Origin of the sequence: Escherichia sp. MOD1-EC5433 (genome assembly GCF_002966005.1) — a bacterium.
Taxonomy (GTDB): Bacteria; Pseudomonadota; Gammaproteobacteria; order Enterobacterales; family Enterobacteriaceae; genus Escherichia; species Escherichia ruysiae.
The window spans coordinates 213,434-239,253 of sequence record NZ_PTRL01000004.1 but is presented as its reverse complement, the minus strand read 5'-3'; the positions used below and the strand labels follow the sequence as shown (position 1 = coordinate 239,253).

Here is a 25,820-nt window from a genome sequence, read left to right as displayed (position 1 = left end):
TTGTTACCGTACGTATTGTTCTTCGACGGTTTTCATAATCACTATACTGAAGATGATTTTCCCTGGGTACATGGCATAAAGTTTATGTTTCCAGGTATATTGCATGAGATAGTTTGTTTTTGACCGTGATTTCCCCTAATTAGCGCAGAAAGATTAATTTATCCGTAAGATCTTGCATGTCCTGAAAAGAATATTGCATTACCCATCCGTAGCGACATTTTCTTTTAGCGATGGATGTTGTGTTTCCTTGTGGCTGCGTAAGCCAATAAACAGCGCCAGTAAAAATCCGACGGCAGCGATGGCGGTATCGAACCACATAATATCGGCAATACTTCTTTGTGATAGATGAGCCGTAATCAACGGAATGGTAAAGGTTGCAATACTTCCCGCACTGTAATAAATACCCGTAGCTTTACCTTTAGCGTAGGGAAAACGCTCAGCCATTAACGTCAGGCCAATTTGTACAACGCCTCCAGCAGAGGTAAAACCAATAACGAAAGCGAATGTTATTACCACATAAAATATGGGATACAGGCAAACGGTGAGCAGGGCAATAAATGAGATAAAAGTGTACAGCATCAACAATGTTGTCGGGTGAATCGCTTTACGAATGAGCGGTGCACTAATAAATACGCAAAGCAGCGATCCCACGGTGTAGATGCTGAGTAATTTGATCGACATTGTGTATGACATGCCAGCGACAAATTGCCCGTATTGTGCCAGCCACTGGCTGACCAGATAAAACGTTGCCATTGAGATATAGCCATATAAGGTATAACTGGCTAAATCGATTATTGAGCAGCGATGCCTCGCAGAAGTGGTTGTTTTATTTACTGCCGGTAAGCGACGACCCGGATGCGGTGGAAATGTACAGCGGCATAAAAATAGACCGTTAATAATCATAATGCCTGCGGCAATCATAAAAGACCAACCAAACCACAGTTCGGCCCACACTAACAGGCTGATGATTAGCGGCAATAAAAATTGCCCGCTGGAAACAAAGGCTTTAATTAAAATATTGGCTGTACCCGGCGAATGAGGAAAGGCTTCCATCAGGCTGGGATAAGTGCCTGCATCGAGAAAACTGTTTGCCATTCCGGCCAGAAAACCAAAAACATAAGCGATAATAATGTTATTGGTGTGCAGGATGCCAAAAAAGAAGGCGATATAGCAGCACATACCGAGAATGATAAACGGTCGTCGACCGAAGCGATCGGATAATAAGCCAGAAAGAAACAGGACGCTTAATCGACCAATGCCTAATGATGAGATAACAATCGAGACACCTGCCGCATTGGTATGCCAAAGCGTCTCCAGCGAGGCCATATTCAGAGTCATCAAAATGACGCCCATACCATGTACCAGGTAATTGAAATACAACCCCAGCGCGGTAGGGAGATAGGGACTTTTCATAAGATCCACTTAGCAACTTTGCTTTAAAAAATGTGACGATATTGCGTCAATATCCGGTCATTATTCTTGTAATAATGGCTATTGATTCCCGTTAAAATGTCAACAAAGACGCTCAAGGTTGTGCGCATATAACTCAGCGGCTACTGATTGATAAATCTTCCAGTCAATAAAATCGCCGTCAGGGTAGACACGTTGAAACGCGGTTAAATCAGGGAAGAAGCGCATGGTGTTATTGCCGATGCGGTTATTTATTTTCTCTATGATGGTGTGAAGATGTTTTTTTCTTTGCTGACGCATAGCCAGCAATTTTTCAACGACGCTATCAGGAATGGCGCTTTTGCCATTTTCCCAGTGCCGCCAGCTTTCGCTGTCACCTGTCTGGGCAATCCAGGTCGCGCATTCATCAACAGTCATGGCAAAAATATGGCGTAGTGCCTGGAGTTCATAAGCGTTCATAGGTAATCGCTGCATCAAAAAATAGAATAAAATATAAATAACATTATCAGCCAGCTAACGGCTTGAAGAGAGTCACAGTATCTTGTGCAACATTATTGGAAAGAATGAATGGCGAGATAAGTAAACGGAAAAATGTTAAAAAAAAGCCCATCGTGGGAGATGGGCAAAGACTACACACAGCAATTCGTTGTTTCACTCAGGGGATTTCCATACTTATAAATCAATATGTTGATTTATAACCGTGAGCTAATAGTAGGCATACGGACTTTTTGCGTCGATCAGATTCGTCTCATTAGTTTAAAAACTGTAAAGAATTTGCGACAGGTACTACCAGCTGAATGGAGGTAAGCGGGGAAATACGAGGTTGAGAAATGAAATATCAATTAGCGATGGTTAACAATCAGGCGGCAGAGCCGCCTGATGAGAGAGTTACTTATTCGGCTTTTCAATTTCGCCCAGTTCTTCGAGAATTTCTTCCGGCTGGTCAGTCGGTGGCGGGACTTCTTCCACCCACGCGGCAAACAGACGCCAGGAAACGGCTAACAGAACCGGACCAATAAACAGACCGATCATCCCGAAGGCAATCAAACCACCGATAACACCGGAGAGGATCAGGATCAGCGGTAAATCGGCACCCATGCGAATTAACATCGGGCGAATCACGTTATCCAGTGTGCCAACCACACCACTCCACACCAGCAATACCGTGCCCCAGGTGGTATCACCGGTCCAGTAGAGCCAGATAATCGCCGGAATCAACACCGGCAGCGGGCCAAGCTGGACAAGGCAGGAGAGGATCATTAACACCGTCAGCAGCGTTGCGTAAGGAACGCCGGATACCGCCAAACCGATACCGCCAAGAACCGCCTGCACCAACGCCGTTACCACCACGCCCAGCGCCACCGCACGGATAGCCTGCGCCGCCAGCAGGACTGCGGCATCACCGCGAACGCCTGCCAGACGAGTTGCAAAATGGCGAATGCCTTGCGCTACCTGTTCACCGCGCCAGTACAGCAGGGCGCTGAAGAGAAGCATGAGCGCACAATGCACCATAAATCGCCCGATATGCGCCGCCTGCCCAACAAACCAGGTGGTGGTGGTGCCAATATAAGGACGGACTTTCGCCATGATCGCCGTACCCCCCATATCCAGCAAATTGTGCCAGCCTGCATACAGCTTCGCGCCAATCACCGGAATGGTATTAAGCCACGCCAGATCGGGTAACGTCATGTCGCCGCTGGAAATGGCTTTAATCAACGGCCCACTGCCATCGACGATACTGTTAACCAATAAGGCAATAGGGATGATAAACACCATCACTAATAACAGCGTCATCACCAGAACGGCGAGCGAACGGCGACCAAACATGATCTTTTGCAAGCGTAACAATACCGGCCAGGTAGCGATCACCACCGTACCGGCCCACGCAAAGCCGAGAACGAAGGGTTGAACAATCCACAGACATGCCACAATCATGATGGCTAAAAACAGCACCGAAAGCAGAATTTGTGCGACATCCCTGGGCTGACGAACATTTACCATAACTACTTTTCACCTTTTTTGTGCGTCAAATCGTCGACGCGACGTGAACACGCGAAACTCACCTGCATAATGATGAGCAATTTCAGCGGTTTTTAACAGGCCGATTCTGCCCTTAATTCTGATGGGCGTGTAAGAAAAAAATGTGGTACAACAATTCAGGCAACACGCAAACGGTTTACTCGTCGTATTTCAAGTTGCATGTGCTGCGGCTACGTTCGTTCACCCCAGTCACTTACTTTTGTAAGCTCCTGGCGTTCACTCGCTTGCCGCCTTCCCGCAACTCGAAATCCATAGAGTAAACACACATCACCTTTCAGTGCGCTATTGCAGCAGCCTGAAAGAACTGTGTATCGACCTACATCACAGACCGCAGGAAAGGGTCAATATAATGATTCCACAGATTTCTCAGGCACCCGGCGTCGTTCAACTGGTGCTTAATTTTTTGCAAGAGCTGGAGCAGCAGGGGTTTACCGGCGATACGGCGACAAGTTATGCCGATCGTCTGACAATGTCGACCGACAACAGTATTTACCAACTTCTCCCCGATGCAGTGGTATTTCCGCGTTCGACCGCAGATGTGGCATTAATCGCTCGTCTGGCTGCGCAAGAACGCTATTCATCGCTGATCTTCACCCCGCGCGGTGGCGGTACTGGCACAAACGGTCAGGCGCTCAACCTGGGGATTATTGTTGATATGTCCCGCCATATGAACCGCATCATCGAAATTAACCCTGAAGAGGGCTGGGTGCGCGTTGAAGCGGGGGTAATTAAAGATCAGCTTAACCAGTACCTGAAACCGTTCGGTTACTTTTTTGCGCCGGAACTTTCAACCAGCAACCGGGCAACGCTCGGCGGGATGATCAATACCGATGCTTCCGGTCAGGGCTCGCTGGTCTATGGCAAAACGTCAGATCACGTGCTCGGCGTGCGGGCGGTGTTGTTGGGGGGCGATATTCTCGATACGCAACCTTTACCCGTCGAACTGGCAGAAACGCTGGGTAAAACCAATACCGCTATCGGGCGTATCTATAAAACGGTTTATCAACGCTGCCGTCAGCAACGCCAATTAATCATCGACAAATTCCCCAAACTTAACCGCTTTCTTACCGGTTACGATCTGCGTCATGTCTTTAACGATGAGATGACTGAGTTCGACCTGACGCGAATTCTGACGGGTTCAGAAGGGACGCTGGCCTTTATTACCGAAGCGCGACTGGATATTACTCGCTTGCCGAAAGTGCGCCGTCTGGTGAACGTCAAATATGACTCTTTTGACTCCGCGCTGCGTAACGCGCCGTTTATGGTTGAGGCGCGGGCGCTTTCGGTAGAGACGGTGGACTCAAAAGTGCTGAATCTGGCGCGGGAAGATATTGTCTGGCATTCCGTCAGCGAGTTGATTACTGACGTGCCCGAGAAAGAGATGCTCGGGCTGAACATTGTGGAATTTGCTGGTGATGATGAGGCGCGGATTGACGAGCGGGTAAATGCACTCTGTGCGCGGCTGGACGAACTTATCGCTAGTCAGCAAGCAGGCGTCATTGGCTGGCAGGTGTGCCGCGAGCTGGCAGGCGTTGAACGTATCTATGCGATGCGTAAAAAAGCCGTAGGCCTGCTTGGCAATGCAAAAGGCGCCGCCAAGCCCATTCCGTTTGCCGAAGATACCTGCGTACCGCCGGAACATCTGGCGGATTATATAGCCGAATTTCGCGCGCTGCTCGACAGCCACGGCTTAAGCTACGGTATGTTCGGTCACGTCGATGCGGGTGTTTTGCACGTTCGTCCGGCGCTGGATATGTGCGATCCGCAACAAGAGATTTTGATGAAGCAAATCTCTGATGACGTGGTGGCGTTGACTGCGAAATATGGTGGATTGTTGTGGGGCGAGCACGGTAAAGGTTTTCGCGCCGAATACAGCCCGGCGTTTTTCGGTGAGGAACTTTTCGCAGAACTGCGCAAAGTTAAAGCGGCATTTGACCCGCATAATCGACTAAACCCAGGGAAAATTTGTCCGCCAGAAGGTCTCGATGCACCGATGATGAAAGTGGACGCGGTGAAGCGCGGTACATTTGACCGGCAGATCCCCATCGCGGTACGTCAGCAGTGGCGCGGAGCAATGGAATGTAACGGCAACGGTTTATGCTTCAACTTTGATGCCCGCAGCCCCATGTGTCCGTCGATGAAGATCACCCAGAACCGGATTCATTCACCGAAAGGGCGCGCAACACTGGTGCGTGAATGGCTACGTTTGCTGGCTGACCGTGGTGTTGATCCTCTAAAACTGGAACAAGAACTGCCGGAATCGCGAGCCAGTTTGCGGACGTTAATTGCCCGCACGCGCAATAGCTGGCACGCAAATAAAGGCGAATATGACTTCTCCCACGAAGTGAAAGAGGCGATGTCAGGCTGTCTGGCCTGTAAAGCCTGTTCGACCCAGTGCCCCATCAAAATTGACGTGCCGGAGTTCCGCTCTCGTTTCCTGCAACTCTATCACACCCGTTATTTACGCCCGCTGCGCGACCATCTTGTGGCGACGGTCGAAAGTTATGCGCCGCTGATGGCGCGAGCGCCGAAGACGTTTAACTTCTTCATTAACCAGCCGCTGGTGCGCAAACTGTCGAAAAAACATATCGGCATGGTCGACTTGCCGCTGCTGTCAGTTCCCTCGCTGCAACAACAAATGGTGGGGCATCGCTCGGCAAATATGACGCTGGAACAGCTTGAAGCTCTCAATGCTGAGCAGAAAGCGCGCACGGTGTTGGTGGTGCAAGACCCTTTCACCAGCTATTACGATGCGCAAGTGGTGGCAGATTTTGTCCGTCTGGTCGAAAAATTAGGTTTCCAGCCTGTGTTACTGCCATTCTCGCCGAATGGTAAAGCCCAGCACATCAAAGGATTCCTTAATCGTTTTGCGAAGACGGCGAAAAAGACGGCGGATTTCCTCAACCGTATGGCGAAGCTGGGAATGCCAATGGTGGGGGTCGATCCAGCCCTGGTTCTTTGTTATCGCGACGAATACAAACTCACTCTCGGCAAGGAACGCGGCGAGTTTAACGTTCTGCTGGCGAATGAATGGCTGGCAAGCGCACTTGAGTCACAGCCAGTGGCTGCGGTCAGCGGTGAACCATGGTATTTCTTTGGTCACTGTACCGAAGTCACCGCCTTGCCGGGGGCGCCAGCACAATGGGCCGCGATATTTGCCCGTTTTGGCGCGAAGCTGGAAAATGTCAGTGTGGGTTGTTGCGGTATGGCGGGGACTTACGGACATGAAGCGAAAAATCATAAAAACTCGCTTGGGATCTATGAGTTATCCTGGCATCAGGCGATGCAGCGTCTGCCGCGAAATCGCTGTCTGGCGACCGGATATTCCTGCCGTAGTCAGGTAAAACGGGTTGAAGGCACGGGGGTACGCCATCCTGTGCAGGCATTACTGGAGATTATTAAATGATATGGAAACGTAAAATCACTCTTGAGGCGCTGAACGCCATGGGTGACGGAAACATGGTGGGGTTGCTGGATATTCGTTTTGAACATATTGGTGATGACACCCTGGAAGCGACAATGCCGGTAGACTCGCGGACAAAGCAGCCTTTCGGGCTGCTGCATGGCGGTGCGTCCGTGGTGCTGGCCGAAAGTATTGGTTCCGTTGCCGGTTATTTATGTACCGAAGGTGAGCAAAAAGTCGTTGGTCTGGAAATCAATGCTAACCATGTTCGCTCGGCACGAGAAGGGCGAGTTCGCGGCGTTTGCAAGCCGCTGCATCTTGGTTCACGTCATCAGGTCTGGCAGATTGAAATCTTCGACGAGAAAGGTCGTTTGTGCTGTTCATCACGATTGACGACCGCCATCTTGTGACGTTGTCACCAGAAAAGTGTGACGCATATTGCCTTTGGTTATTATCTGCACAGTAAACGGTGGTATACTGTGCAGGTCTTGTCTAAAAGCGAGGATGCTATGTCTACTCAACTTGATCCCACCCAACTGGCCATTGAATTTTTACGCCGTGACCAGAGCAATCTTTCACCTGCCCAATACCTCAAACGTCTGAAACAACTAGAACTTGAATTCGCTGATCTGCTTACTCTCTCTTCTGCTGAATTAAAAGAAGAAATCTACTTTGCCTGGCGTTTGGGCGTGCATTGATTCTGACTGAACGCAGTTAGTGTGCCCCATCGACCTGGATTAATTCCAGTCCAGGTCTGACGACTTTCTTCTGACTTCTCCCATTTTTACCCGCTTGATCTTGTTTAAAAAGAATACAAATCGCAGGTTGTGTTAAAACGCCGGCTTAGTCTTATGAGATTATTCTTATCGCCCCTTCAAGAGCTAAGCCACTGTGAGTGCCGGAGATAAGCGCCGGATGGGGTAGAAACCCTTAAGTCTGTGTTGAACAGACTTAAGGGTTTTCTTATTTCTGAACGAGCCACTTTTTTACCTATCTCTTAAATAGTCATTTTCAATACAACTTTTTCTTTTCCATCACAGTCTTAAATGTCCTCCGGTAATAATCATTAACTAACAATGAGATACCTAATTCTTAGCGTGCCTGTTAAGCCGCACATCAGGGTCTATGCTTATTAAATGCAGGCAAAAAGCATGTTTTACGGTAAAGCCCCTGTGTTTGCCGGGTTGAACTGATAATCATTATCACTAACATGCTGTTATACGCTGAAAGCGATGAAGTGAGGTAAATCGATGGACATGCATTCAGGAACCTTTAACCCAGAGGATTTCACCTGGCAAGGCTTAACGCTAACCCCCGCAGCGGCGGTACACATCCGTGAGCTAGTGGCGAAGCAACCAGGCATGGTCGGTGTGCGCTTAGGTGTGAAGCAAACGGGCTGCGCGGGCTTTGGCTATGTACTCGACAGTGTTAGCGAGCCGGACAAAGACGATCTGCTGTTTGAACACGACGGCGCGAAGCTGTTCGTCCCCTTACAAGCAATGCCGTTTATTGATGGCACGGAAGTTGATTTCGTTCGCGAAGGACTCAATCAGATATTTAAATTTCACAACCCGAAAGCCCAAAATGAATGTGGCTGTGGCGAAAGCTTTGGGGTATAGGCGGTACTATGTCTCGTAATACTGAAGCAACTGACGATGTCAAAACCTGGACCGGCGGCCCGCTGAATTATAAAGAAGGATTCTTCACCCAATTAGCGACTGATGAACTGGCTAAGGGCATAAACGAAGAGGTAGTGCGCGCAATCTCGGCGAAGCGTAATGAGCCGGAGTGGATGCTGGAGTTTCGTCTCAACGCCTATCGCGCATGGCTGGAGATGGAAGAACCGCACTGGCTGAAGGCGCACTACGACAAGCTGAATTATCAGGATTATAGCTATTACTCCGCGCCTTCATGTGGTAACTGCGATGACACCTGTGTTTCTGAACCGGGCGCGGTGCAACAAACTGGCGCGAACGCCTTTTTAAGTAAAGAGGTTGAAGCGGCATTTGAGCAGTTGGGCGTTCCCGTACGGGAAGGCAAAGAGGTGGCGGTGGATGCCATTTTCGATTCTGTTTCGGTTGCCACCACTTATCGCGAAAAACTGGCGGAGCAGGGGATCATTTTCTGTTCCTTTGGCGAGGCGATTCACGATCACCCGGAACTGGTGCGTAAATATCTCGGCACCGTGGTTCCGGGGAATGACAACTTTTTTGCCGCGCTCAATGCAGCGGTGGCTTCCGACGGTACGTTTATTTATGTGCCTAAAGGCGTACGCTGTCCGATGGAGCTTTCCACCTATTTCCGCATTAACGCAGAAAAAACCGGGCAGTTTGAGCGCACCATTCTGGTAGCCGACGAAGACAGCTACGTCAGCTACATTGAAGGCTGCTCCGCACCAGTGCGTGATAGCTACCAGCTACACGCGGCGGTGGTGGAAGTCATCATCCATAAAAACGCCGAGGTGAAATATTCCACGGTGCAAAACTGGTTCCCTGGCGATAACAACACCGGCGGTATTCTCAACTTCGTCACCAAGCGTGCTCTGTGCGAAGGCGAAAACAGCAAAATGTCGTGGACACAATCGGAAACCGGTTCAGCCATTACCTGGAAATACCCAAGCTGCATTTTGCGCGGCGATAACTCCATCGGTGAGTTCTACTCGGTGGCGCTGACCAGCGGTCATCAGCAAGCTGATACCGGCACCAAGATGATCCACATCGGTAAGAACACCAAATCGACCATTATCTCGAAAGGGATCTCTGCCGGACACAGCCAGAACAGTTATCGCGGGCTGGTAAAAATCATGCCGACGGCAACCAATGCGCGCAACTTCACTCAGTGCGACTCAATGCTGATTGGCGCTAATTGCGGGGCGCATACCTTCCCGTATGTCGAATGTCGCAATAACAGCGCACAACTGGAGCACGAGGCAACGACATCGCGTATTGGTGAAGATCAGCTGTTTTACTGCCTGCAACGCGGGATCAGCGAAGAAGACGCCATCTCGATGATTGTTAACGGTTTCTGCAAAGACGTGTTCTCGGAACTGCCGCTGGAATTTGCCGTTGAAGCACAAAAACTCCTCGCCATCAGTCTTGAACACAGCGTCGGATAAGGAATAAACATGTTAAGTATTAAAGATTTACACGTCAGCGTGGAAGATAAAGCTATCCTGCGCGGATTAAGTCTCGACGTTCGTCCTGGCGAAGTTCACGCCATTATGGGACCAAACGGTTCGGGCAAAAGTACCTTATCGGCAACCCTTGCCGGGCGTGAAGATTATGAAGTGACGGGCGGCACGGTGGTGTTTAAGGGCAAAGATTTGCTAGAGCTGTCGCCGGAAGATCGTGCAGGCGAAGGCATCTTTATGGCTTTTCAGTATCCAGTGGAAATCCCTGGCGTCAGTAACCAGTTTTTCCTGCAAACGGCGCTCAATGCGGTGCGTAGTTATCGCGGTCAGGAAACGCTCGACCGCTTCGATTTTCAGGATTTGATGGAAGAGAAAATCGCCCTGTTGAAGATGCCAGAAGATTTATTAACCCGTTCGGTTAACGTTGGTTTTTCCGGTGGCGAGAAAAAGCGCAACGATATTTTGCAAATGGCAGTGCTGGAGCCGGAGTTATGCATTCTTGATGAGTCGGACTCCGGGCTGGATATCGATGCATTAAAAGTGGTTGCCGATGGCGTGAACTCGCTGCGTGACGGCAAGCGTTCATTCATCATTGTTACGCACTACCAACGCATTCTTGACTACATCAAGCCTGATTACGTCCACGTGCTGTATCAGGGGCGAATTGTGAAATCCGGCGATTTTACGTTGGTCAAACAACTGGAGGAGCAGGGTTATGGCTGGCTTAGTGAACAGCAGTAACGTGCTGCAACAGTGGCATCACTTGTTTGAGGCTGAAGGGGCAAAACGCTCCCCGCAAGCTCAGCAGCATTTACAACAATTGCTGCGTACCGGTCTGCCGACGCGTAAACATGAGCACTGGAAATATACGCCGCTGGAAGGGCTGACCAATAGCCAGTTTGTCAGCATTGCGGGGGATATATCTCAAGAGCAGCGTGATGCCTTAGCCTTAACGTTAGACGCCGTGCGGCTGGTGTTTGTCGATGGACGTTACATGCCAGCACTTAGCGATGCAACTGAAGGCAGCGGATATGACGTGAGCATAAACGACGAACGCCAGGGGCTGCCCGATGCCATTCAGCCAGAAGTGTTTCTGCATCTGACGGAAAGCCTGGCGCAAAGCGTTACGCATATTGCTGTGAAGCGCGGTCAACGGCCTGCAAAGCCATTGCTGTTAATGCATATTACCCAGGGCGTGGCAGGTGAAGAGGTGAACACAGCCCATTACCTCCATCATCTGGATCTGGCGGAAGGCGCGGAAGCGACAGTGATTGAACATTTTGTCAGCCTTAATGATGCCCGCCATTTTACCGGCGCGCGCTTTACTATCAACGTCGCAGCGAACGCCCACTTGCAGCATATCAAGCTGGCGTTTGAAAACCCGGTCAGCCACCACTTTGCCCATAACGATTTGCTGCTGGCAGACGATGCCACCGCATCTAGCCACAGTTTTCTGCTTGGTGGCGCTGTGTTACGGCACAACACCAGTACGCAACTTAATGGCGAAAACAGTACGCTGCGGATTAATAGCCTGGCGATGCCGGTGAAAAATGAAGTGTGCGATACCCGCACCTGGCTGGAACACAATAAAGGTTTTTGTAACAGCCGCCAGTTGCACAAAACTATCGTCAGCGACAAAGGGCGCGCGGTATTTAATGGTTTGATTAACGTCGCGCAGTATGCCATCAAGACTGACGGCCAGATGACCAATAATAATCTGCTGATGGGCAAGCTGGCGGAAGTGGATACCAAACCGCAACTGGAAATTTATGCCGATGATGTGAAATGCAGCCACGGCGCAACGGTCGGGCGTATTGATGATGAGCAAATGTTCTATCTGCGTTCTCGCGGGATCAATCAGCAGGATGCCCAGCAGATGATCATCTATGCCTTTGCCGCCGAACTGACGGAAGCCTTGCGCGATGATGGTCTTAAACAGCAGGTGCTGGCTCGAATCGGCCAACGGCTGCCGGGAGGTGCAAGATGACTTTTTCCGTTGAGAAGGTGCGGGCCGATTTTCCGGTGCTCTCGCGTGAGGTAAACGGTTTGCCGCTGGCTTATCTCGACAGCGCCGCCAGTGCGCAGAAACCGAGCCAGGTGATTGACGCCGAGGCTGAGTTTTATCGTCACGGCTACGCGGCGGTGCATCGCGGTATTCATACGTTAAGCGCCCAGGCGACCGAGAAAATGGAGAACGTGCGTAAGCGTGCATCGCTGTTTATCAATGCCCGTTCGGCGGAAGAGCTGGTGTTCGTCCGTGGCACTACGGAAGGGATCAATCTGGTCGCCAATAGCTGGGGCAACAGCAACGTGCGGGCGGGCGATAACATCATCATCAGTCAGATGGAACACCACGCTAACATTGTTCCCTGGCAGATGCTTTGCGCGCGCGTTGGCGCAGAGCTGCGGGTGATCCCGCTTAACCCGGACGGCACGCTGCAACTGGAGACGCTGCCTAATCTGTTTGATGAGAAAACCCGCCTGCTGGCGCTTACTCACGTGTCTAATGTGCTGGGGACGGAAAATCCGCTGCCGGAAATGATCACACTTGCGCACCAGCATGGCGCAAAAGTGCTGGTGGATGGCGCTCAGGCAGTGATGCATCATCCGGTGGATGTGCAGGCGCTGGACTGCGACTTCTACGTTTTTTCCGGGCATAAACTGTATGGCCCCACCGGCATTGGAATTCTTTATGTTAAAGAAGCCTTGTTGCAGGAGATGCCGCCGTGGGAAGGGGGCGGCTCTATGATTGCCACCGTCAGCCTTAGCGAAGGTACTACCTGGACCAAAGCGCCGTGGCGGTTTGAGGCCGGCACGCCCAATACGGGGGGGATTATTGGTCTTGGTGCGGCGCTGGAGTATGTGTCAGCTCTGGGGCTTAACAACATTGCTGAGTACGAACAGAATCTGATGCATTACGCGCTGTCACAACTGACAGCGGTGCCGGATCTTACTCTGTATGGGCCACCGGACAGACTTGGCGTTATCGCCTTTAATCTCGGTAAACATCATGCCTATGATGTTGGCAGTTTTCTTGATAACTACGGTATCGCTGTGCGTACCGGCCATCACTGCGCGATGCCGTTGATGGCGTTTTATAACGTTCCGGCTATGTGTCGGGCGTCGTTGGCTATGTATAACACCCATGAAGAAGTGGATCGTCTGGTGACAGGATTGCAACGCATTCATCGTCTGCTGGGATAACAGGGAGGCTCTATGGCTGTATTGCCGGATAAAGAAAAATTGCTGCGTAATTTTTTACGCTGCGCCAACTGGGAAGAGAAATATCTCTACATTATTGAACTGGGTCAGCGTCTGCCGGAATTACGCGATGAAGACAGAAACCCGCAAAATAGTATTCAGGGCTGTCAGAGTCAGGTATGGATTGTAATGCGCCAGAATGCGCAGGGAATTATTGAATTGCAGGGCGACAGCGATGCCGCCATTGTGAAAGGGCTTATTGCGGTTGTTTTTATTCTCTACGACCAGATGACGCCGCAGGATATTGTTAATTTTGACGTGCGCCCGTGGTTTGAAAAAATGGCGCTCGCTCAGCATCTCACCCCATCTCGTTCACAAGGTCTGGAAGCGATGATTCGTGCAATCCGCGCCAAAGCCGCTGCACTTAGCTAAACTAAAGGAACAGCTTTCATCCGGATGACTCACATTGCCGGATGGTCGATGTTTACTCTGACCAGCACAGGAGTGTTTCGGCTTCAGGTAAGCAAAAGCGCCATCCGACGTCTTAGCGTGAGTCTCCGGCAAATACAGGAGGTTTACAATGAAACGCGCGTCTCTGCTTACACTGACTCTTATCGGCGCTTTTAGCGCCATACACGCTGCCTGGGCGGTAGATTACCCGCTCCCACCAACCGGAAGCCGACTGGTTGGGCAAAATCAAACGTATACGGTGCAAGAGGGGGATAAAAACCTCCAGGCCATCGCCCGACGTTTTGATACTGCGGCAATGTTGATTCTGGAAGCCAATAACACTATCGCTCCGGTGCCAAAACCAGGTACGACAATAACCATTCCTTCGCAACTGTTATTACCTGATGCGCCGCGTCAGGGGATTATTGTTAACCTTGCCGAGCTGCGTCTTTATTATTATCCGCCAGGAGAAAATATCGTGCAGGTCTACCCGATAGGCATTGGCTTGCAGGGACTGGAAACGCCAGTGATGGATACGCGGGTTGGGCAGAAAATCCCTAACCCTACCTGGACACCGACCGCTGGTATTCGGCAGCGTTCGCTGGAGCGTGGCATAAAATTACCGCCAGTCGTTCCAGCAGGGCCTAATAACCCACTAGGACGCTACGCAATGCGCCTGGCGCACGGCAATGGCGAATATCTCATTCATGGCACCAGTGCGCCGGACAGCGTCGGTTTGCGCGTCAGTTCCGGCTGTATTCGTATGAACGCACCGGATATTAAAGCCTTGTTCTCCAGTGTGCGGACGGGGACGCCGGTGAAAGTGATCAATGAGCCGGTGAAATACTCTGTAGAACCGAACGGAATGCGTTATGTGGAAGTGCATCGACCACTATCGGCAGAGGAACAGCAGAACGTTCAGACGATGCCGTATAAACTGCCCATTGGTTTTACGCAATTCAAAGATAATCAGGCTGTTGATCAGAAGCTGGTGGATAAAGCCTTATATCGTCGGGCGGGATATCCGGTCGCGGTAGGCAATGGAACGACACATGCCAGCAACGCGCCCGCAGTTGAGTCAGCTCAAAATGGCGAACCTGAGCAGGGCAATATGTTACGCGCTACGCAATAACAGTAATTAGCAGGCAAAAAAAATGGCGCACAATGTGCGCCATTTTTCACTTCACAGGTACTATTACTTGCGGTATTTAGTAGCCATGTTGTCCAGACGCTGGTTAGCACGAGCTGCGTCATCTTTAGCAGCCTGAACGTCGGAACGCATTGCGTTCACGTCGTTGCTCAGCTGGTCAACTTTAGCGTTCAGAGTCTGAACGTCAGAAGACAGCTGATCGATTTTAGCGTTGCTGGAGCAACCTGCCAGCAGAGTAGAACCCAGGATTACCGCGCCCAGTACCAGTTTAGTAGCTTTCATTATTAATACCCTCTAGATTGAGTTAATCTCCATGTAGCGTTACAAGTATTACACAAAGTTTTTTATGTTGAGAATATTTTTTTGATGGGAAGGCACTTATTTTTGATCGTTCGCTCAAAGAAACATCGAACGCTGGGTTTTAGATAAAAAAATTGAGAGAAAACAGGATGCTTCCATCGGATTCATCTTAGATAAAGTGAGATTATATAGTGAAATCCGATTTGATTTTTTATTGCTTCTGGTTATCGATTAAATAAAAAAAGCGCCCATCAGGGCGCTTGGATATACAAATTAATTCACAAAAGCAATATTACAGGACGTGAACAGATGCGGTGTTGGTAGTGCCGCTCGGTACAAGTGCACCGGAAACCATTACTACTACGTCACCTTTGTGCGCCAGACCGCTCTGCAGAGCCAGTTCTTTACCCAGACGGTAGAAATCATCAGTAGAAGTGATCTCTTTGACCAGCTGCGGCACAACGCCTTTGCTCAGTACCAGCTGATGTGCAGTTTTTTCGTTCGTGGTCAGCGCCAGGATGGTTGCATCCGGGAAGTATTTACGCACTGCACGAGCAGATTTACCGCCCTGGGTTGCTACAACGATCAGCGGAGCATCCAGTTTTTCAGCAGTTTCAACCGCACCACGGCAAACTGCTTCGGTAATGCGCAGTTTACGGTTGTCGTTGTTGAACTCGAGACGGCTGTTCATCACGCGGTCGGTACGTTCGCAAATGGTTGCCATGATAGAAACAGCTTCCAGTGGGTATTTACCTTTTGCGGATTCACCAGACAGCATTACTGCGTCAGTACCGTCGAGGATGGCGTTCGCGACGTCACCAGCTTCTGCGCGGGTCGGACGTGGGTTTTTGATCATGGAATCCAGCATCTGGGTCGCAGTGATAACGACTTTACGTGCGCGGATACATTTTTCGATCATCATCTTCTGGGCGAAAATAACTTCTTCAACCGGGATTTCTACACCCAGGTCGCCACGAGCAACCATGATGCCGTCAGAGGCTTCGAGGATTTCGTCGAAGTTGTTGAGGCCTTCCTGGTTTTCGATTTTGGAGATGATTTGGATGTTTTCGCCGCCGTGCGCTTTCAGGTGTTCACGGATTTCGATAACGTCAGAACGCTTACGGATAAAGGAAGCAGCAACAAAGTCTACGCCTTGTTCGCAACCAAAGATGAGATCCTGTTTGTCTTTTTCAGCCAGTGCCGGCAGGGCAATAGAAACGCCAGGCAGGTTCACACCTTTGTTTTCGCCCAGGTCACCGTTGTTCAGTACCTTACAGATAACTTTGTTACCTTCAATGGCGGTAACTTCCATACCGATCAGACCATCGTCAACCAGTACGGTGTTGCCGACGGACAGGTCAGAAGTGAAACCTTCATAAGTTACCGCAACCATTTCGCTGTTGCCGATAACAGATTTGTCAGTGGTGAAAGTAAAGGTCTGGCCTGCTTTCAGAGAAACGTCATTACCGCCTTCCAGTTTCATGGTGCGGATTTCCGGACCTTTGGTATCGAGCAGGATAGCGGCAGTTTTGCCGGTTTTGCTCATCACGTTGCGCAGATTCTGAATGCGCTGACCGTGTTCTGCATAGTCACCATGAGAGAAGTTCAGACGCATGACGTTCATGCCCGCGTCCAGCATTTTAGCTAACATCTCTTCAGATTCGGTTTTTGGTCCGATGGTGCAAACAATTTTGGTCTTTTTCATGACAGTCTTAGTCTTTAAGTTGAGAAGGATAGGAGAAACTTGCTTTCTGGGCGCACTGCCGGAAAGCGAATCCGGTATTACGAAAGTGATGGTGCCTCGCTCTAAGGATAGGTGACATCGAAAAAGCGTGCAGAGGAATGTGTGCTTGTGTCTCAGCCCAACGTGAGTGCCTGTTTTTGAGTCGTTGAGTTCTACAGTCCAAAGTGCTGAAACCATTCAAGAGTCAATTGGCGCGCATTATACGCTGAAATTAATCCAAAAGGAAAACAAAAACAGCGTTTCAAAAAATATACAAGTCTCCAGACAATAAATTGTTATCAAAGATTTAATGTTACAGGGAAAAGATTACGCAAAAACTTCGGTGTTTGCGCAACGTCACGAGGTAAGGTCGCCAGCCTGGGGAGTAGTGAATGTTCATCAGGTGTATAAATACACCATCGTTCAATCGCTACAGTCAAAATAGTTTATAGCGTTATTTATATGATTTTGTTTGATTTTTGTTTAATTGATTAGATTGATATATGCTGATAGTTGGCATGATAAATAGGTACAAAGAATGGGAAATCGGACAAAAGAAGACGAACTGTACCGCGAGATGTGCAGGGTAGTCGGTAAAGTTGTGCTGGAAATGCGCGATTTGGGGCAGGAACCAAAACATATTGTCATCGCTGGCGTATTACGCACGGCTTTAGCCAATAAGCGTATTCAACGCAGCGAACTGGAAAAACAGGCAATGGAAACCGTCATTAACGCGCTGGTAAAATGACCATTCAGGATGAAGTACAACACTTCATCCTGATATGTTTATTTCAATCGCAGCCACAGCTAATTTTCATAAATAGCAACTGATGAAATTATATGAGTTTCGATATGTATTAAAGTGCATAACGGGAATGTTATTTTTATTTTCTGGAATGAATATCACAAATAATTGTCACTTAAATGAAATTAATTTCAGATGATAATAAATATCAGTTCACTTTTAATTTCTCACTTTGTGAATTTAATTGATAATGATCAATGTTAAGCCCTCAGAATAATCACATTATTTTTTCTCCTAACCATAAAGGATTAGTTTATTGGCGTTAATTCTTTTCTCATGCACTATCAGGTTAGGGAAAATATCTGGTGTTGGGGACAGAGTCAGCAGCGTATTAGTTGAATGCTTAATATCAGGCTGTTGAATTGTCAGCACTGTGTTTGCGAAGAGGATGCGAAATAAATGAACCCGGTTGGCCGTCCACTATTAGATATTGGCTTAACGCGATTAGAATTCTTGCGTATATCAGGAAAGGGTCTTGCTGGTTTAACGATAGCCCCTGCGTTACTGTCACTTTTGGGTTGCAAGCAGGAAGATATTGATAGCGGTACGGTAGGGTTGATAAATACGCCCAAAGGCGTGCTGGTTACCCAGCGAGCGCGATGCACAGGCTGCCATCGCTGTGAAATCTCTTGTACTAACTTCAATGATGGCTCAGTGGGCACTTTTTTCTCCCGCATCAAAATCCATCGCAATTATTTCTTTGGCGACAATGGGATAGGATCAGGCGGTGGTCTGTATGGCGATCTGAACTATACCGCTGACACCTGTCGTCAATGCAAAGATCCGCAATGCATGAACGTTTGCCCGATTGGCGCGATTACCTGGCAGCAGGAAGAAGGCTGTATTGTCGTCGATCATAAACGTTGTATTGGTTGTAGCGCCTGTACCACTGCATGTCCGTGGATGATGGCTACCGTAAATACCGAAAGTAAAAAATCCTCGAAATGTGTGTTATGTGGTGAATGTGCAAACGCCTGCCCAACAGGGGCGTTAAAAATTATCGAGTGGAAAGATATTACTGTGTGAATCTTGCAAAGGAAAAAATCATGGCTAACGGTTGGACAGGTAATATATTAAGAGTTAATCTCACGACAGGAAATATTACCCTCGAAGATTCCAGTAAGTTTAAAAGTTTTGTTGGTGGCATGGGATTCGGCTACAAAATTATGTATGACGAAGTACCGCCAGGCACTAAACCTTTCGATGAAGCAAATAAATTAGTCTTTGCTACCGGGCCATTAACTGGCTCTGGTGCTCCCTGTAGTTCTCGCGTAAATATCACTTCGCTTTCCACCTTTACCAAAGGGAATTTAGTTGTTGATGCCCATATGGGAGGCTTTTTTGCCGCGCAAATGAAATTCGCTGGATACGACGTTATTATTATCGAAGGGAAAGCGAAATCACCGGTTTGGCTGAATATTAAAGATGACAAAGTTACCCTCGAAAAAGCAGATTTCCTATGGGGTAAAGGGACGCGAGCCACGACGGAAGAGATTTGTCGCTTGACCAGCCCGGAAACCTGTGTGGCAGCTATTGGTCAGGCAGGTGAAAACCTTGTGCCGCTCTCTGGCATGTTGAATAGCCGTAATCACAGCGGCGGCGCGGGAACTGGCGCAATAATGGGTTCGAAAAACCTCAAAGCGATTGCAGTTGAAGGGACTAAAGGGGTCAACATTGCCGATCGTCAGGAGATGAAACGTCTCAATGACTACATGATGACCGAACTTATCGGTGCGAATAACAACCATGTGGTGCCAAGTACGCCGCAATCGTGGGCGGAGTACTCCGATCCCAAGTCTCGCTGGACGGCGCGTAAAGGTCTGTTCTGGGGAGCGGCGGAAGGTGGCCCGATTGAAACGGGCGAGATCCCGCCAGGCAATCAAAATACCGTGGGTTTTCGCACCTATAAATCCGTTTTTGACTTAGGTCCGGCAGCAGAGAAATACACGGTAAAAATGAGCGGCTGCCACTCTTGCCCGATTCGTTGTATGACCCAGATGAACATTCCTCGGGTCAAAGAGTTCGGCGTGCCCAGCACCGGCGGTAATACTTGTGTAGCAAACTTTGTCCATACCACCATCTTCCCGAACGGGCCGAAAGATTTTGAAGATAAAGACGATGGTCGCGTCATTGGCAATCTGGTTGGTCTGAATCTGTTCGATGACTACGGTCTGTGGTGTAACTACGGACAGCTACATCGAGATTTTACGTATTGCTACAGCAAAGGCGTGTTCAAACGCGTTCTGCCTGCTGATGAGTATGCGGAAATTCGCTGGGATCAGCTGGAAGCGGGCGACGTTAACTTCATTAAAGATTTTTACTACCGTCTGGCGCATCGCGTGGGTGAGCTGAGTCACCTGGCTGATGGCTCATATGCCATTGCGGAACGCTGGAATTTGGGCGAAGAGTATTGGGGCTACGCGAAAAATAAACTCTGGTCGCCGTTTGGCTATCCGGTTCATCACGCTAATGAAGCCTCGGCGCAAGTTGGTTCCATTGTTAACTGCATGTTCAACCGCGATTGCATGACGCACACCCACATTAACTTTATTGGCTCCGGTCTGCCGTTGAAATTGCAGCGTGAAGTGGCGAAAGAGCTTTTTGGCTCTGAAGATGCTTACGACGAAACCAAAAACTACACGCCGATCAATGACGCAAAAATTAAATATGCCAAATGGTCGCTGTTGCGGGTCTGTTTGCATAACGCCGTCACCCTGTGCAACTGGGTCTGGCCAATGACCGTTTCGCCGCTGAAGGGCCGTAATTACCGTGGTGACCTTGCTTTAGAAGCCAAATTCTTCAAAGCGATCACCGGTGAAGAGATGACCCAGGAAAAATTAGATTTAGCCGCTGAACGTATATTTACACTGCATCGCGCTTACACGGTAAAACTGATGCAAACCAAAGATATGCGTAACGAGCACGATCTTATTTGCTCCTGGGTATTCGACAAAGATCCGCAGATCCCGGTCTTTACTGAAGGAACTGACAAAATGGATCGCGACGATATGTACGCGTCTCTCACGATGTTCTACAAGGAAATGGGCTGGGATCCACAGCTCGGTTGCCCGACACGTGAAACGTTGCAACGTCTGGGGCTGGAAGATATTGCCACCGATCTGGCTGCACACAATCTGCTTCCAGCATAAGGAATGGGTGAGATGAACCATCAGGATGAGTTGCCGCTATCCGGAGTCAGCGACGTTGACGAGGCGAAGCGTCAATGGTTGCAGGGTATGCGTCACACCGGAGATACGGTCAGTGAAGACGTCGCAGAACCAGAACCGACGGAAGTTCTGGCAGAGTTTATCCGCCAGCATTCGGCTGCGGGTCAACTGGTGGCGCGTGCCGTGTTTCTCTCGCCGCCATATTCGGTTGCTGAAGAGGATCTGTCTTTTTTGCTGGAAGGCATAAAACAGAACGGAGACTACGCGGATATCGCCTGTATCACGGGAACTCACGATGATTACTATTACTCAACGCAGGCCATGAGCGAAAACTACGCGACGATGTCTTTGCAAGTTGTGGAGCAGGACATTTGTCGCGCCATTGCTCACGTCGTTCGCTTTGAGTGCCAGACGTACCCGCGACCCTACAAAGTCGCCATGCTGAGGCAAGCGCCATATTACTTCCAGGAAGCGCAGATTGAAGCCGCGATCGCCGCGATGGATGTTGCCCCTGAATATGCCGATATACGCCAGGTGGAGTCATCGACGGCGGTGCTGTACCTGTTTAGCGAGCGGTATATGAGCTATGGCAAGGCTTATGGTTTATGCGAATGGTTTGAGGTTGAGCAGTTTCAGAATCCCTGAAATTTCAGGGAAATGTCATGGACAGGGTGGACAGTTGCAGCCACTGCATTAGGGGATAATCAGATGTCCTTCACTCGACGCAAATTTGTTCTGGGGATGGGAACAGTAATCTTTTTTACTGGCTCTGCGTCTTCTCTGTTAGCGAACACCAGGCAAGAAAAGGAAGTTCGGTATGCCATGATTCACGATGAGTCACGGTGCAATGGTTGTAATATTTGCGCCCGAGCATGTCGCAAGACCAATCACGTTCCGGCCCAGGGAAGCCGTTTATCGATAGCACACATTCCAGTTACCGATAACGACAACGAAACGCAATATCACTTTTTTCGCCAGTCATGCCAGCACTGTGAAGATGCTCCTTGCATCGACGTTTGCCCAACAGGGGCGTCGTGGCGTGATGAGCAGGGGATCGTACGGGTAGAAAAATCGCAGTGTATCGGCTGCAGTTATTGCATTGGCGCTTGCCCGTATCAGGTTCGTTACCTTAACCCTGTGACTAAAGTAGCGGATAAATGTGATTTCTGCGCCGAGTCCCGGCTGGCAAAAGGTTTTCCGCCCATTTGCGTCAGCGCCTGCCCGGAACACGCATTGATCTTTGGTCGCGAAGATAGCCCAGAAATTCAGGCGTGGTTACAGGGAAATAAATACTATCAATATCAGCTACCTGGTGCCGGGAAACCGCATTTGTATCGCCGGTTCGGTCAACATTTGATTAAGAAGGAAAATGTATGAACCCGTCGCAAAATGCTGAACAGTTTCAGATCCAGTTGGCGAACTATGTACCACAGTTCACCCCTGAATTTTGGCCGGTGTGGCTGGTCATTGCCGGGCTATTGCTGGTTGGAATGTGGTTAGTCCTGGGGCTGCACGCTTTGCTTCGTGCTCGTGGTGTGAAGAAATCAGCCACCGATCATGGCGAGAAGGTTTATCTTTACAGCAAGGCGGTCAGATTATGGCACTGGTCGAACGCATTACTCTTCGTATTGTTGCTGGCAAGTGGGCTAATTAATCACTTTGCGCTGGTGGGCGCAGCTGCGGTCAAAAGTCTGGTTGCTGTGCATGAAGTTTGTGGATTCTTGTTACTGGTATGCTGGCTTGGCTTTGTTCTGATTAATGCCGTTGGGGGTAATGGTCACCACTATCGCATTCGTCGTCAAGGGTGGCTGGGGCGAGCGGCGAAACAAACGCGATTTTATCTGTCTGGCATTATGCAGGGGGAAGCGCATCCTTTTCCGGCGACAATGCAGTCTAAATTTAATCCCTTACAGCAGGTAGCCTATGTCGGGGTGATGTATGGATTACTGCCGTTGTTACTGGTGACGGGGCTGCTGTGTCTCTATCCGCAAGTCGTGGGAACTGTGTTTCCTGGCGTAAGATACTGGTTATTGCAGACACATTTTGCTCTGGCATTTATAAGCCTCTTTTTTATCTTCGGTCATCTCTATCTTTGCACTACGGGGCGTACTCCGCACGAAACCTTTAAATGTATGATCGATGGCTATCACCGACATTAACGTATGATCATTACGCGAGAGAACCTGCGAGAGTGGCGTGTAGGAGCGGTAATGTACCGCTGGTTTTTGCGCCATTTTCCGCAGGACGGCAGCTATGTCGATGTTCACCATGCGCTGATCGACGAAGGGTATACGGACTGGGCAGATAGTCTGGTTGAGTATGCATGGAACAAATGGCTGACAGACGAAAACTTTGCCCGCCAGGAAGTTTCCTCTATGCAAAAGCTGGTCACAGAACCGGTGGAACCAACATTTTGCCGCCAGCTCTCCAGTGCCGAGGATAACGCACGCGTCGGATGTTGCGACGATAACGCCAGAATAGTTACAGCAGGTTATGCGGCGCAAATTGCCAGCACGGGCTACAGCGTACGGATGGCTAGTGTGGGTTTTAACAGCCATATTGGCAGCTCAGGCGAGCGTGCCCGCGTGGCAGTGGCGGGTAACTCGACTCGAATCAGCAGTGCCGGAGAGGGTAGCCGTATTGCGAATGCCGGGATGCGAGTACGCGTCTGTACTCCAGGTGAAAGGTGTCATGTTGCCAGTAATGGCGATCTGGTACAAATTGCCAGCTTTGGCGCGCACGCGAAAATTGCTAACAGTGGTGATAATATTCACATCATTGCCAGCGGTGCTAACTCAACAGTAGTCAGTACGGGCGTGGTTGACTCGATTGTCCTCGGGCCTGGTGGCAGCGCCGCACTGGCATATCATGACGGCGAAAGAGTGCGCTTCGCCGTCGCCATTGAAGGTGAAAACAATATCCGTGCCGGAGTCCGCTATCGTCTCAATGAACAGCATCAGTTTGTTGAGTGCTGATAGCTTTATCTTTAATCAACCGAAAGACGCCGACGTGCACGGGATGCAGGTTTTACTATGGCCTGCGCCATAGCCTCGCCAATTTCTGCACAAGCCGTAAGTCCCTGGACGAAAGGCCGGTTGTGCATCAGCCAGGGTAAAGCACCGAACGCCACGCGACCACGAACTTCTTCAGGTTGCTGTAGCGTATAATCTTCACCAACATCAGGGATTTCCTCGCCTGTTTTCTGCAATTGTTCGCGTAGCCCAGGGAAAGGAATATCTTTCACTTTGAGTGGACGTTGACCTCGGGCATCAATAAAAACATCAAACGAGTAGCTGTTATCCGCTGTTTTCAGAATTGTGCGTGTTTCGTTGTTTTCCATCTCGTAGTCCTCACCGAGGGCGAGAATATGAATGATCCCCGCTTCGCGTAAGGCCAGTAATCGTCTTATAGATTCTGAAGGGATTGCCGCATAATTATCGATAAAGACTCTGGCAAGACCTTTACTGAATCGCTTATGGTCGTGTTCATTCAGATGCGGCACAATTTCCTGTACAGCTTCATGTAAACGCAGAATGACATAACGCCAGGGGACGGTATGTTTTTGCCGTTTATTTTGCTCGACTTCGGCTAAGTTTTCTTCCGCCCAGCCAAAAGGGTCATGCTGTTTACGCTCGGCAAACCAGGTTTGCGCAAAGGTATCGACATTGAGGCGCTCTAACGCTATGCGTTGGCTCCAGTCTGGATCGGCAGAATTAATTTCTTGCTGTATCAATTTGAATACCCGATCCAACAGGCCTTCTGCACCTTTTTCTATTTCTGTATTTAAGGCCTGTTCTGTGACGATGCGTAACGGTTCGTAGGGAATGGGACAATAGAAATCGGCTTCCGGTAAAATGCCCGTGCGCGACATCAACGTAATGTGCAGATTTTCACTGTTGCTATCACGTTGAAAGCTAACTCGTTGTTTATCTTCTTCAATAAACGAACCATGCTGAATGGCCACTGCCATTGCCGCATCCAGTCCGCTCAAGGATGTTCCCATAATACCCACGTTACAGGCATCGACCTTTGCTTCCATCAGGCCCGACCACGGGCTGGGAAAATACGTTCGGGTTGCTTCTTCTTCATCAGGCCAGACGTGACCGGTGGCTATTACCGCTAAATCAAACGTCTCTGTGGGTAAATCCTGATTTGTAGCGAGCATGACGCCAGCGTCTGTAATTTGCAGATCGGTAACCTGGCATGATTCATAAATAGCCACTTCAAATTTTTGCTGTCGCGCCTGATCTACTAATCGTAAAAATCGATCGCGGAAATATTCTCCCAACAGAATTCGCGGTAAAAACTGACGGTCGTGCAAGGTTTCCTTTTTAACGCCGTAACGTTGTAGATGGCTGGCATCTTGTTTTTGTAACCATTCCAGATAAGTACAATAAATCGTTGGTATTTCAATGCTGGCAATATTTGCCAGCATTAATTTAGAGTTTTCTTCGTCGTTGTACGGCATCCCGACACCGGCCTCGTCAGCCTGTTCGAAGATGGAAATAGAAAGTGGCGTTGGTTGCTGTAATAGCGAGAAGAGAGTGTAGATCCCTGTTGGCCCCGCACCCACAATGGCGATTTTTTTCATCATTACTTACCTGTATGTATTCTTTTGAATTTAGTGTTATCAGATAAGTTTGGTTGAAATCTTTAGAAAATGAGAAATTTCAGACAGGGATGAAAAGGGCGCCAACCGCCCTTCATGGAGACTTGTCAGGCGAGTTTTGCCTGATTGATTTTACTTAATGGTTCATTGACATCGAAAACTTTGGCGATAACTTCTGCAACGCCGAGGTTCTTCAGACGGGCAGTATGTTTATCCAGATAGGCAAGGGCACTTTTTTCATCAGTAAAAAGATAGATGCCACCAGCTTCGCGGTTCTTTTCACTTTCTGTCCACACTTTCCACAGAAAACCAGGTTCCTGATTAATCGACTCGGCAAGCGGTTTAAGCTGTTCGGCCATTTCATCGCCAAAGGGGCCATTAAATGCAAAGTGAATCTGTAACAAAGTCGCCATAGCGATTCTCCTTCTGATA

25 protein-coding genes and 1 other RNA gene are annotated in these 25,820 nt (G+C 49.3%); 17 read left to right on the top strand and 9 right to left on the bottom strand.

Going from position 1 to position 25,820, the window contains the following annotated elements; translation table 11 throughout:
* Window positions 1-198: 198 nt before the first annotated feature.
* The 4 genes from C3D30_RS10360 to ydiK all read right to left on the bottom strand — a co-directional run bounded on the left by C3D30_RS10360 (window position 199) and on the right by ydiK (window position 3,411).
* Window positions 199-1,413: an MFS transporter gene (locus tag C3D30_RS10360; protein ID WP_000841936.1), complete on the bottom strand. Its 1,215-nt coding sequence runs from the start codon at window positions 1,411-1,413 to the stop codon at window positions 199-201.
* Window positions 1,414-1,512: 99 nt separating this feature from the next.
* Window positions 1,513-1,869, bottom strand: a complete 357-nt coding sequence (locus tag C3D30_RS10355) for a YdiL family protein (protein ID WP_105286851.1) — start codon at window positions 1,867-1,869, stop codon at window positions 1,513-1,515.
* A gap of 135 nt (window positions 1,870-2,004) precedes the next feature.
* Window positions 2,005-2,112: antisense sRNA RprA (gene rprA, locus C3D30_RS10350), an RNA gene on the bottom strand.
* Window positions 2,113-2,298: 186 nt separating this feature from the next.
* A complete protein-coding gene (gene ydiK / locus C3D30_RS10345) occupies window positions 2,299-3,411 on the bottom strand; it encodes an AI-2E family transporter YdiK (protein ID WP_000248654.1) in 1,113 nt (370 codons plus the stop codon).
* A gap of 388 nt (window positions 3,412-3,799) precedes the next feature.
* Here ydiK and ydiJ point away from each other — a divergent pair, with 388 nt between their 5' ends.
* The 10 genes from ydiJ to ldtE all read left to right on the top strand — a co-directional run bounded on the left by ydiJ (window position 3,800) and on the right by ldtE (window position 14,766).
* Window positions 3,800-6,856: a D-2-hydroxyglutarate dehydrogenase YdiJ gene (gene ydiJ / locus C3D30_RS10340; protein ID WP_105286850.1), complete on the top strand. Its 3,057-nt coding sequence runs from the start codon at window positions 3,800-3,802 to the stop codon at window positions 6,854-6,856.
* Entirely contained in the window at window positions 6,853-7,263 is a 411-nt protein-coding gene (gene menI, locus C3D30_RS10335) for a 1,4-dihydroxy-2-naphthoyl-CoA hydrolase (protein WP_000637978.1), read from the top strand. Before ydiJ ends, menI begins: the two co-directional genes overlap by 4 nt.
* Window positions 7,264-7,362: 99 nt before the next feature.
* On the top strand, window positions 7,363-7,551 hold the full coding sequence (locus C3D30_RS10330) for a YdiH family protein (RefSeq protein WP_001296104.1): 189 nt from the start codon (window positions 7,363-7,365) through the stop codon (window positions 7,549-7,551).
* A 552-nt stretch (window positions 7,552-8,103) separates the two neighbouring features.
* Window positions 8,104-8,472: a Fe-S cluster assembly scaffold SufA gene (sufA, locus tag C3D30_RS10325; protein ID WP_000367151.1), complete on the top strand. Its 369-nt coding sequence runs from the start codon at window positions 8,104-8,106 to the stop codon at window positions 8,470-8,472.
* A gap of 8 nt (window positions 8,473-8,480) precedes the next feature.
* Window positions 8,481-9,968, top strand: a complete 1,488-nt coding sequence (sufB, locus tag C3D30_RS10320) for a Fe-S cluster assembly protein SufB (protein ID WP_069916654.1) — start codon at window positions 8,481-8,483, stop codon at window positions 9,966-9,968.
* Between the two features lie 9 nt (window positions 9,969-9,977).
* Window positions 9,978-10,724 (top strand): Fe-S cluster assembly ATPase SufC, encoded by a 747-nt coding sequence (gene sufC / locus C3D30_RS10315; protein WP_000948880.1) that lies wholly within the window; start codon window positions 9,978-9,980, stop codon window positions 10,722-10,724.
* Window positions 10,699-11,970: a Fe-S cluster assembly protein SufD gene (gene sufD / locus C3D30_RS10310; RefSeq protein WP_105286849.1), complete on the top strand. Its 1,272-nt coding sequence runs from the start codon at window positions 10,699-10,701 to the stop codon at window positions 11,968-11,970. Before sufC ends, sufD begins: the two co-directional genes overlap by 26 nt.
* A complete protein-coding gene (gene sufS / locus C3D30_RS10305; protein ID WP_105286848.1) occupies window positions 11,967-13,187 on the top strand; it encodes a cysteine desulfurase SufS in 1,221 nt (406 codons plus the stop codon). The genes sufD and sufS overlap by 4 nt, the downstream gene beginning before the upstream one ends.
* 12 nt (window positions 13,188-13,199) lie before the next feature.
* Window positions 13,200-13,616: a cysteine desulfuration protein SufE gene (sufE, locus tag C3D30_RS10300; protein ID WP_000279732.1), complete on the top strand. Its 417-nt coding sequence runs from the start codon at window positions 13,200-13,202 to the stop codon at window positions 13,614-13,616.
* A gap of 148 nt (window positions 13,617-13,764) precedes the next feature.
* Entirely contained in the window at window positions 13,765-14,766 is a 1,002-nt protein-coding gene (gene ldtE, locus C3D30_RS10295; protein WP_000817074.1) for a L,D-transpeptidase LdtE, read from the top strand.
* Between the two features lie 63 nt (window positions 14,767-14,829).
* On the opposite strand, the gene lpp is transcribed toward ldtE, so the two are convergent.
* From lpp to ynhH, 3 genes are all read right to left on the bottom strand, one after another.
* Entirely contained in the window at window positions 14,830-15,066 is a 237-nt protein-coding gene (gene lpp, locus C3D30_RS10290; protein WP_000648420.1) for a murein lipoprotein Lpp, read from the bottom strand.
* Between the two features lie 310 nt (window positions 15,067-15,376).
* Window positions 15,377-16,789: a pyruvate kinase PykF gene (gene pykF, locus C3D30_RS10285; RefSeq protein ID WP_010346010.1), complete on the bottom strand. Its 1,413-nt coding sequence runs from the start codon at window positions 16,787-16,789 to the stop codon at window positions 15,377-15,379.
* Between the two features lie 7 nt (window positions 16,790-16,796).
* Window positions 16,797-16,991: a protein YnhH gene (gene ynhH, locus C3D30_RS20730; RefSeq protein ID WP_242664678.1), complete on the bottom strand. Its 195-nt coding sequence runs from the start codon at window positions 16,989-16,991 to the stop codon at window positions 16,797-16,799.
* A gap of 354 nt (window positions 16,992-17,345) precedes the next feature.
* On the opposite strand from ynhH, the gene fumD reads away from it, so the two are divergent.
* The 7 genes from fumD (at window position 17,346) to ydhT (ending at window position 23,754) form a co-directional block, all read left to right on the top strand.
* Entirely contained in the window at window positions 17,346-17,555 is a 210-nt protein-coding gene (fumD, locus tag C3D30_RS10280; protein ID WP_000528342.1) for a fumarate hydratase FumD, read from the top strand.
* 456 nt (window positions 17,556-18,011) lie between these two features.
* Complete coding sequence (locus C3D30_RS10275) at window positions 18,012-18,638, top strand: ferredoxin-like protein (protein ID WP_001070270.1); 627 nt, start codon at window positions 18,012-18,014, stop codon at window positions 18,636-18,638.
* A gap of 20 nt (window positions 18,639-18,658) precedes the next feature.
* A complete protein-coding gene (locus tag C3D30_RS10270; protein WP_105286847.1) occupies window positions 18,659-20,761 on the top strand; it encodes an aldehyde ferredoxin oxidoreductase in 2,103 nt (700 codons plus the stop codon).
* A 12-nt stretch (window positions 20,762-20,773) separates the two neighbouring features.
* Window positions 20,774-21,424: a YdhW family putative oxidoreductase system protein gene (locus tag C3D30_RS10265; RefSeq protein ID WP_176242590.1), complete on the top strand. Its 651-nt coding sequence runs from the start codon at window positions 20,774-20,776 to the stop codon at window positions 21,422-21,424.
* 63 nt (window positions 21,425-21,487) lie between these two features.
* The gene (locus C3D30_RS10260) at window positions 21,488-22,156 is read left to right on the top strand and encodes a 4Fe-4S dicluster domain-containing protein (protein WP_016158190.1); all 669 of its coding nucleotides are present in this window, start codon (window positions 21,488-21,490) and stop codon (window positions 22,154-22,156) included.
* On the top strand, window positions 22,153-22,938 hold the full coding sequence (phsC, locus tag C3D30_RS10255) for a thiosulfate reductase cytochrome B subunit (protein WP_105286845.1): 786 nt from the start codon (window positions 22,153-22,155) through the stop codon (window positions 22,936-22,938). Before C3D30_RS10260 ends, phsC begins: the two co-directional genes overlap by 4 nt.
* Before the next feature lie 3 nt (window positions 22,939-22,941).
* The gene (gene ydhT / locus C3D30_RS10250) at window positions 22,942-23,754 is read left to right on the top strand and encodes a protein YdhT (RefSeq protein WP_105286844.1); all 813 of its coding nucleotides are present in this window, start codon (window positions 22,942-22,944) and stop codon (window positions 23,752-23,754) included.
* An 11-nt stretch (window positions 23,755-23,765) separates the two neighbouring features.
* Here the strand turns inward: ydhT and C3D30_RS10245 are convergent, their stop codons facing one another.
* Together C3D30_RS10245 and C3D30_RS10240 are read right to left on the bottom strand one after the other, a co-directional pair.
* Window positions 23,766-25,370 carry an FAD-NAD(P)-binding protein gene (locus C3D30_RS10245; RefSeq protein ID WP_105286843.1) on the bottom strand — a complete coding sequence of 535 codons (1,605 nt, stop codon included), beginning with the start codon at window positions 25,368-25,370 and terminating at the stop codon, window positions 23,766-23,768.
* 125 nt (window positions 25,371-25,495) lie between these two features.
* A complete protein-coding gene (locus C3D30_RS10240; protein WP_000212641.1) occupies window positions 25,496-25,801 on the bottom strand; it encodes a monooxygenase in 306 nt (101 codons plus the stop codon).
* Window positions 25,802-25,820 lie beyond the last annotated feature (19 nt).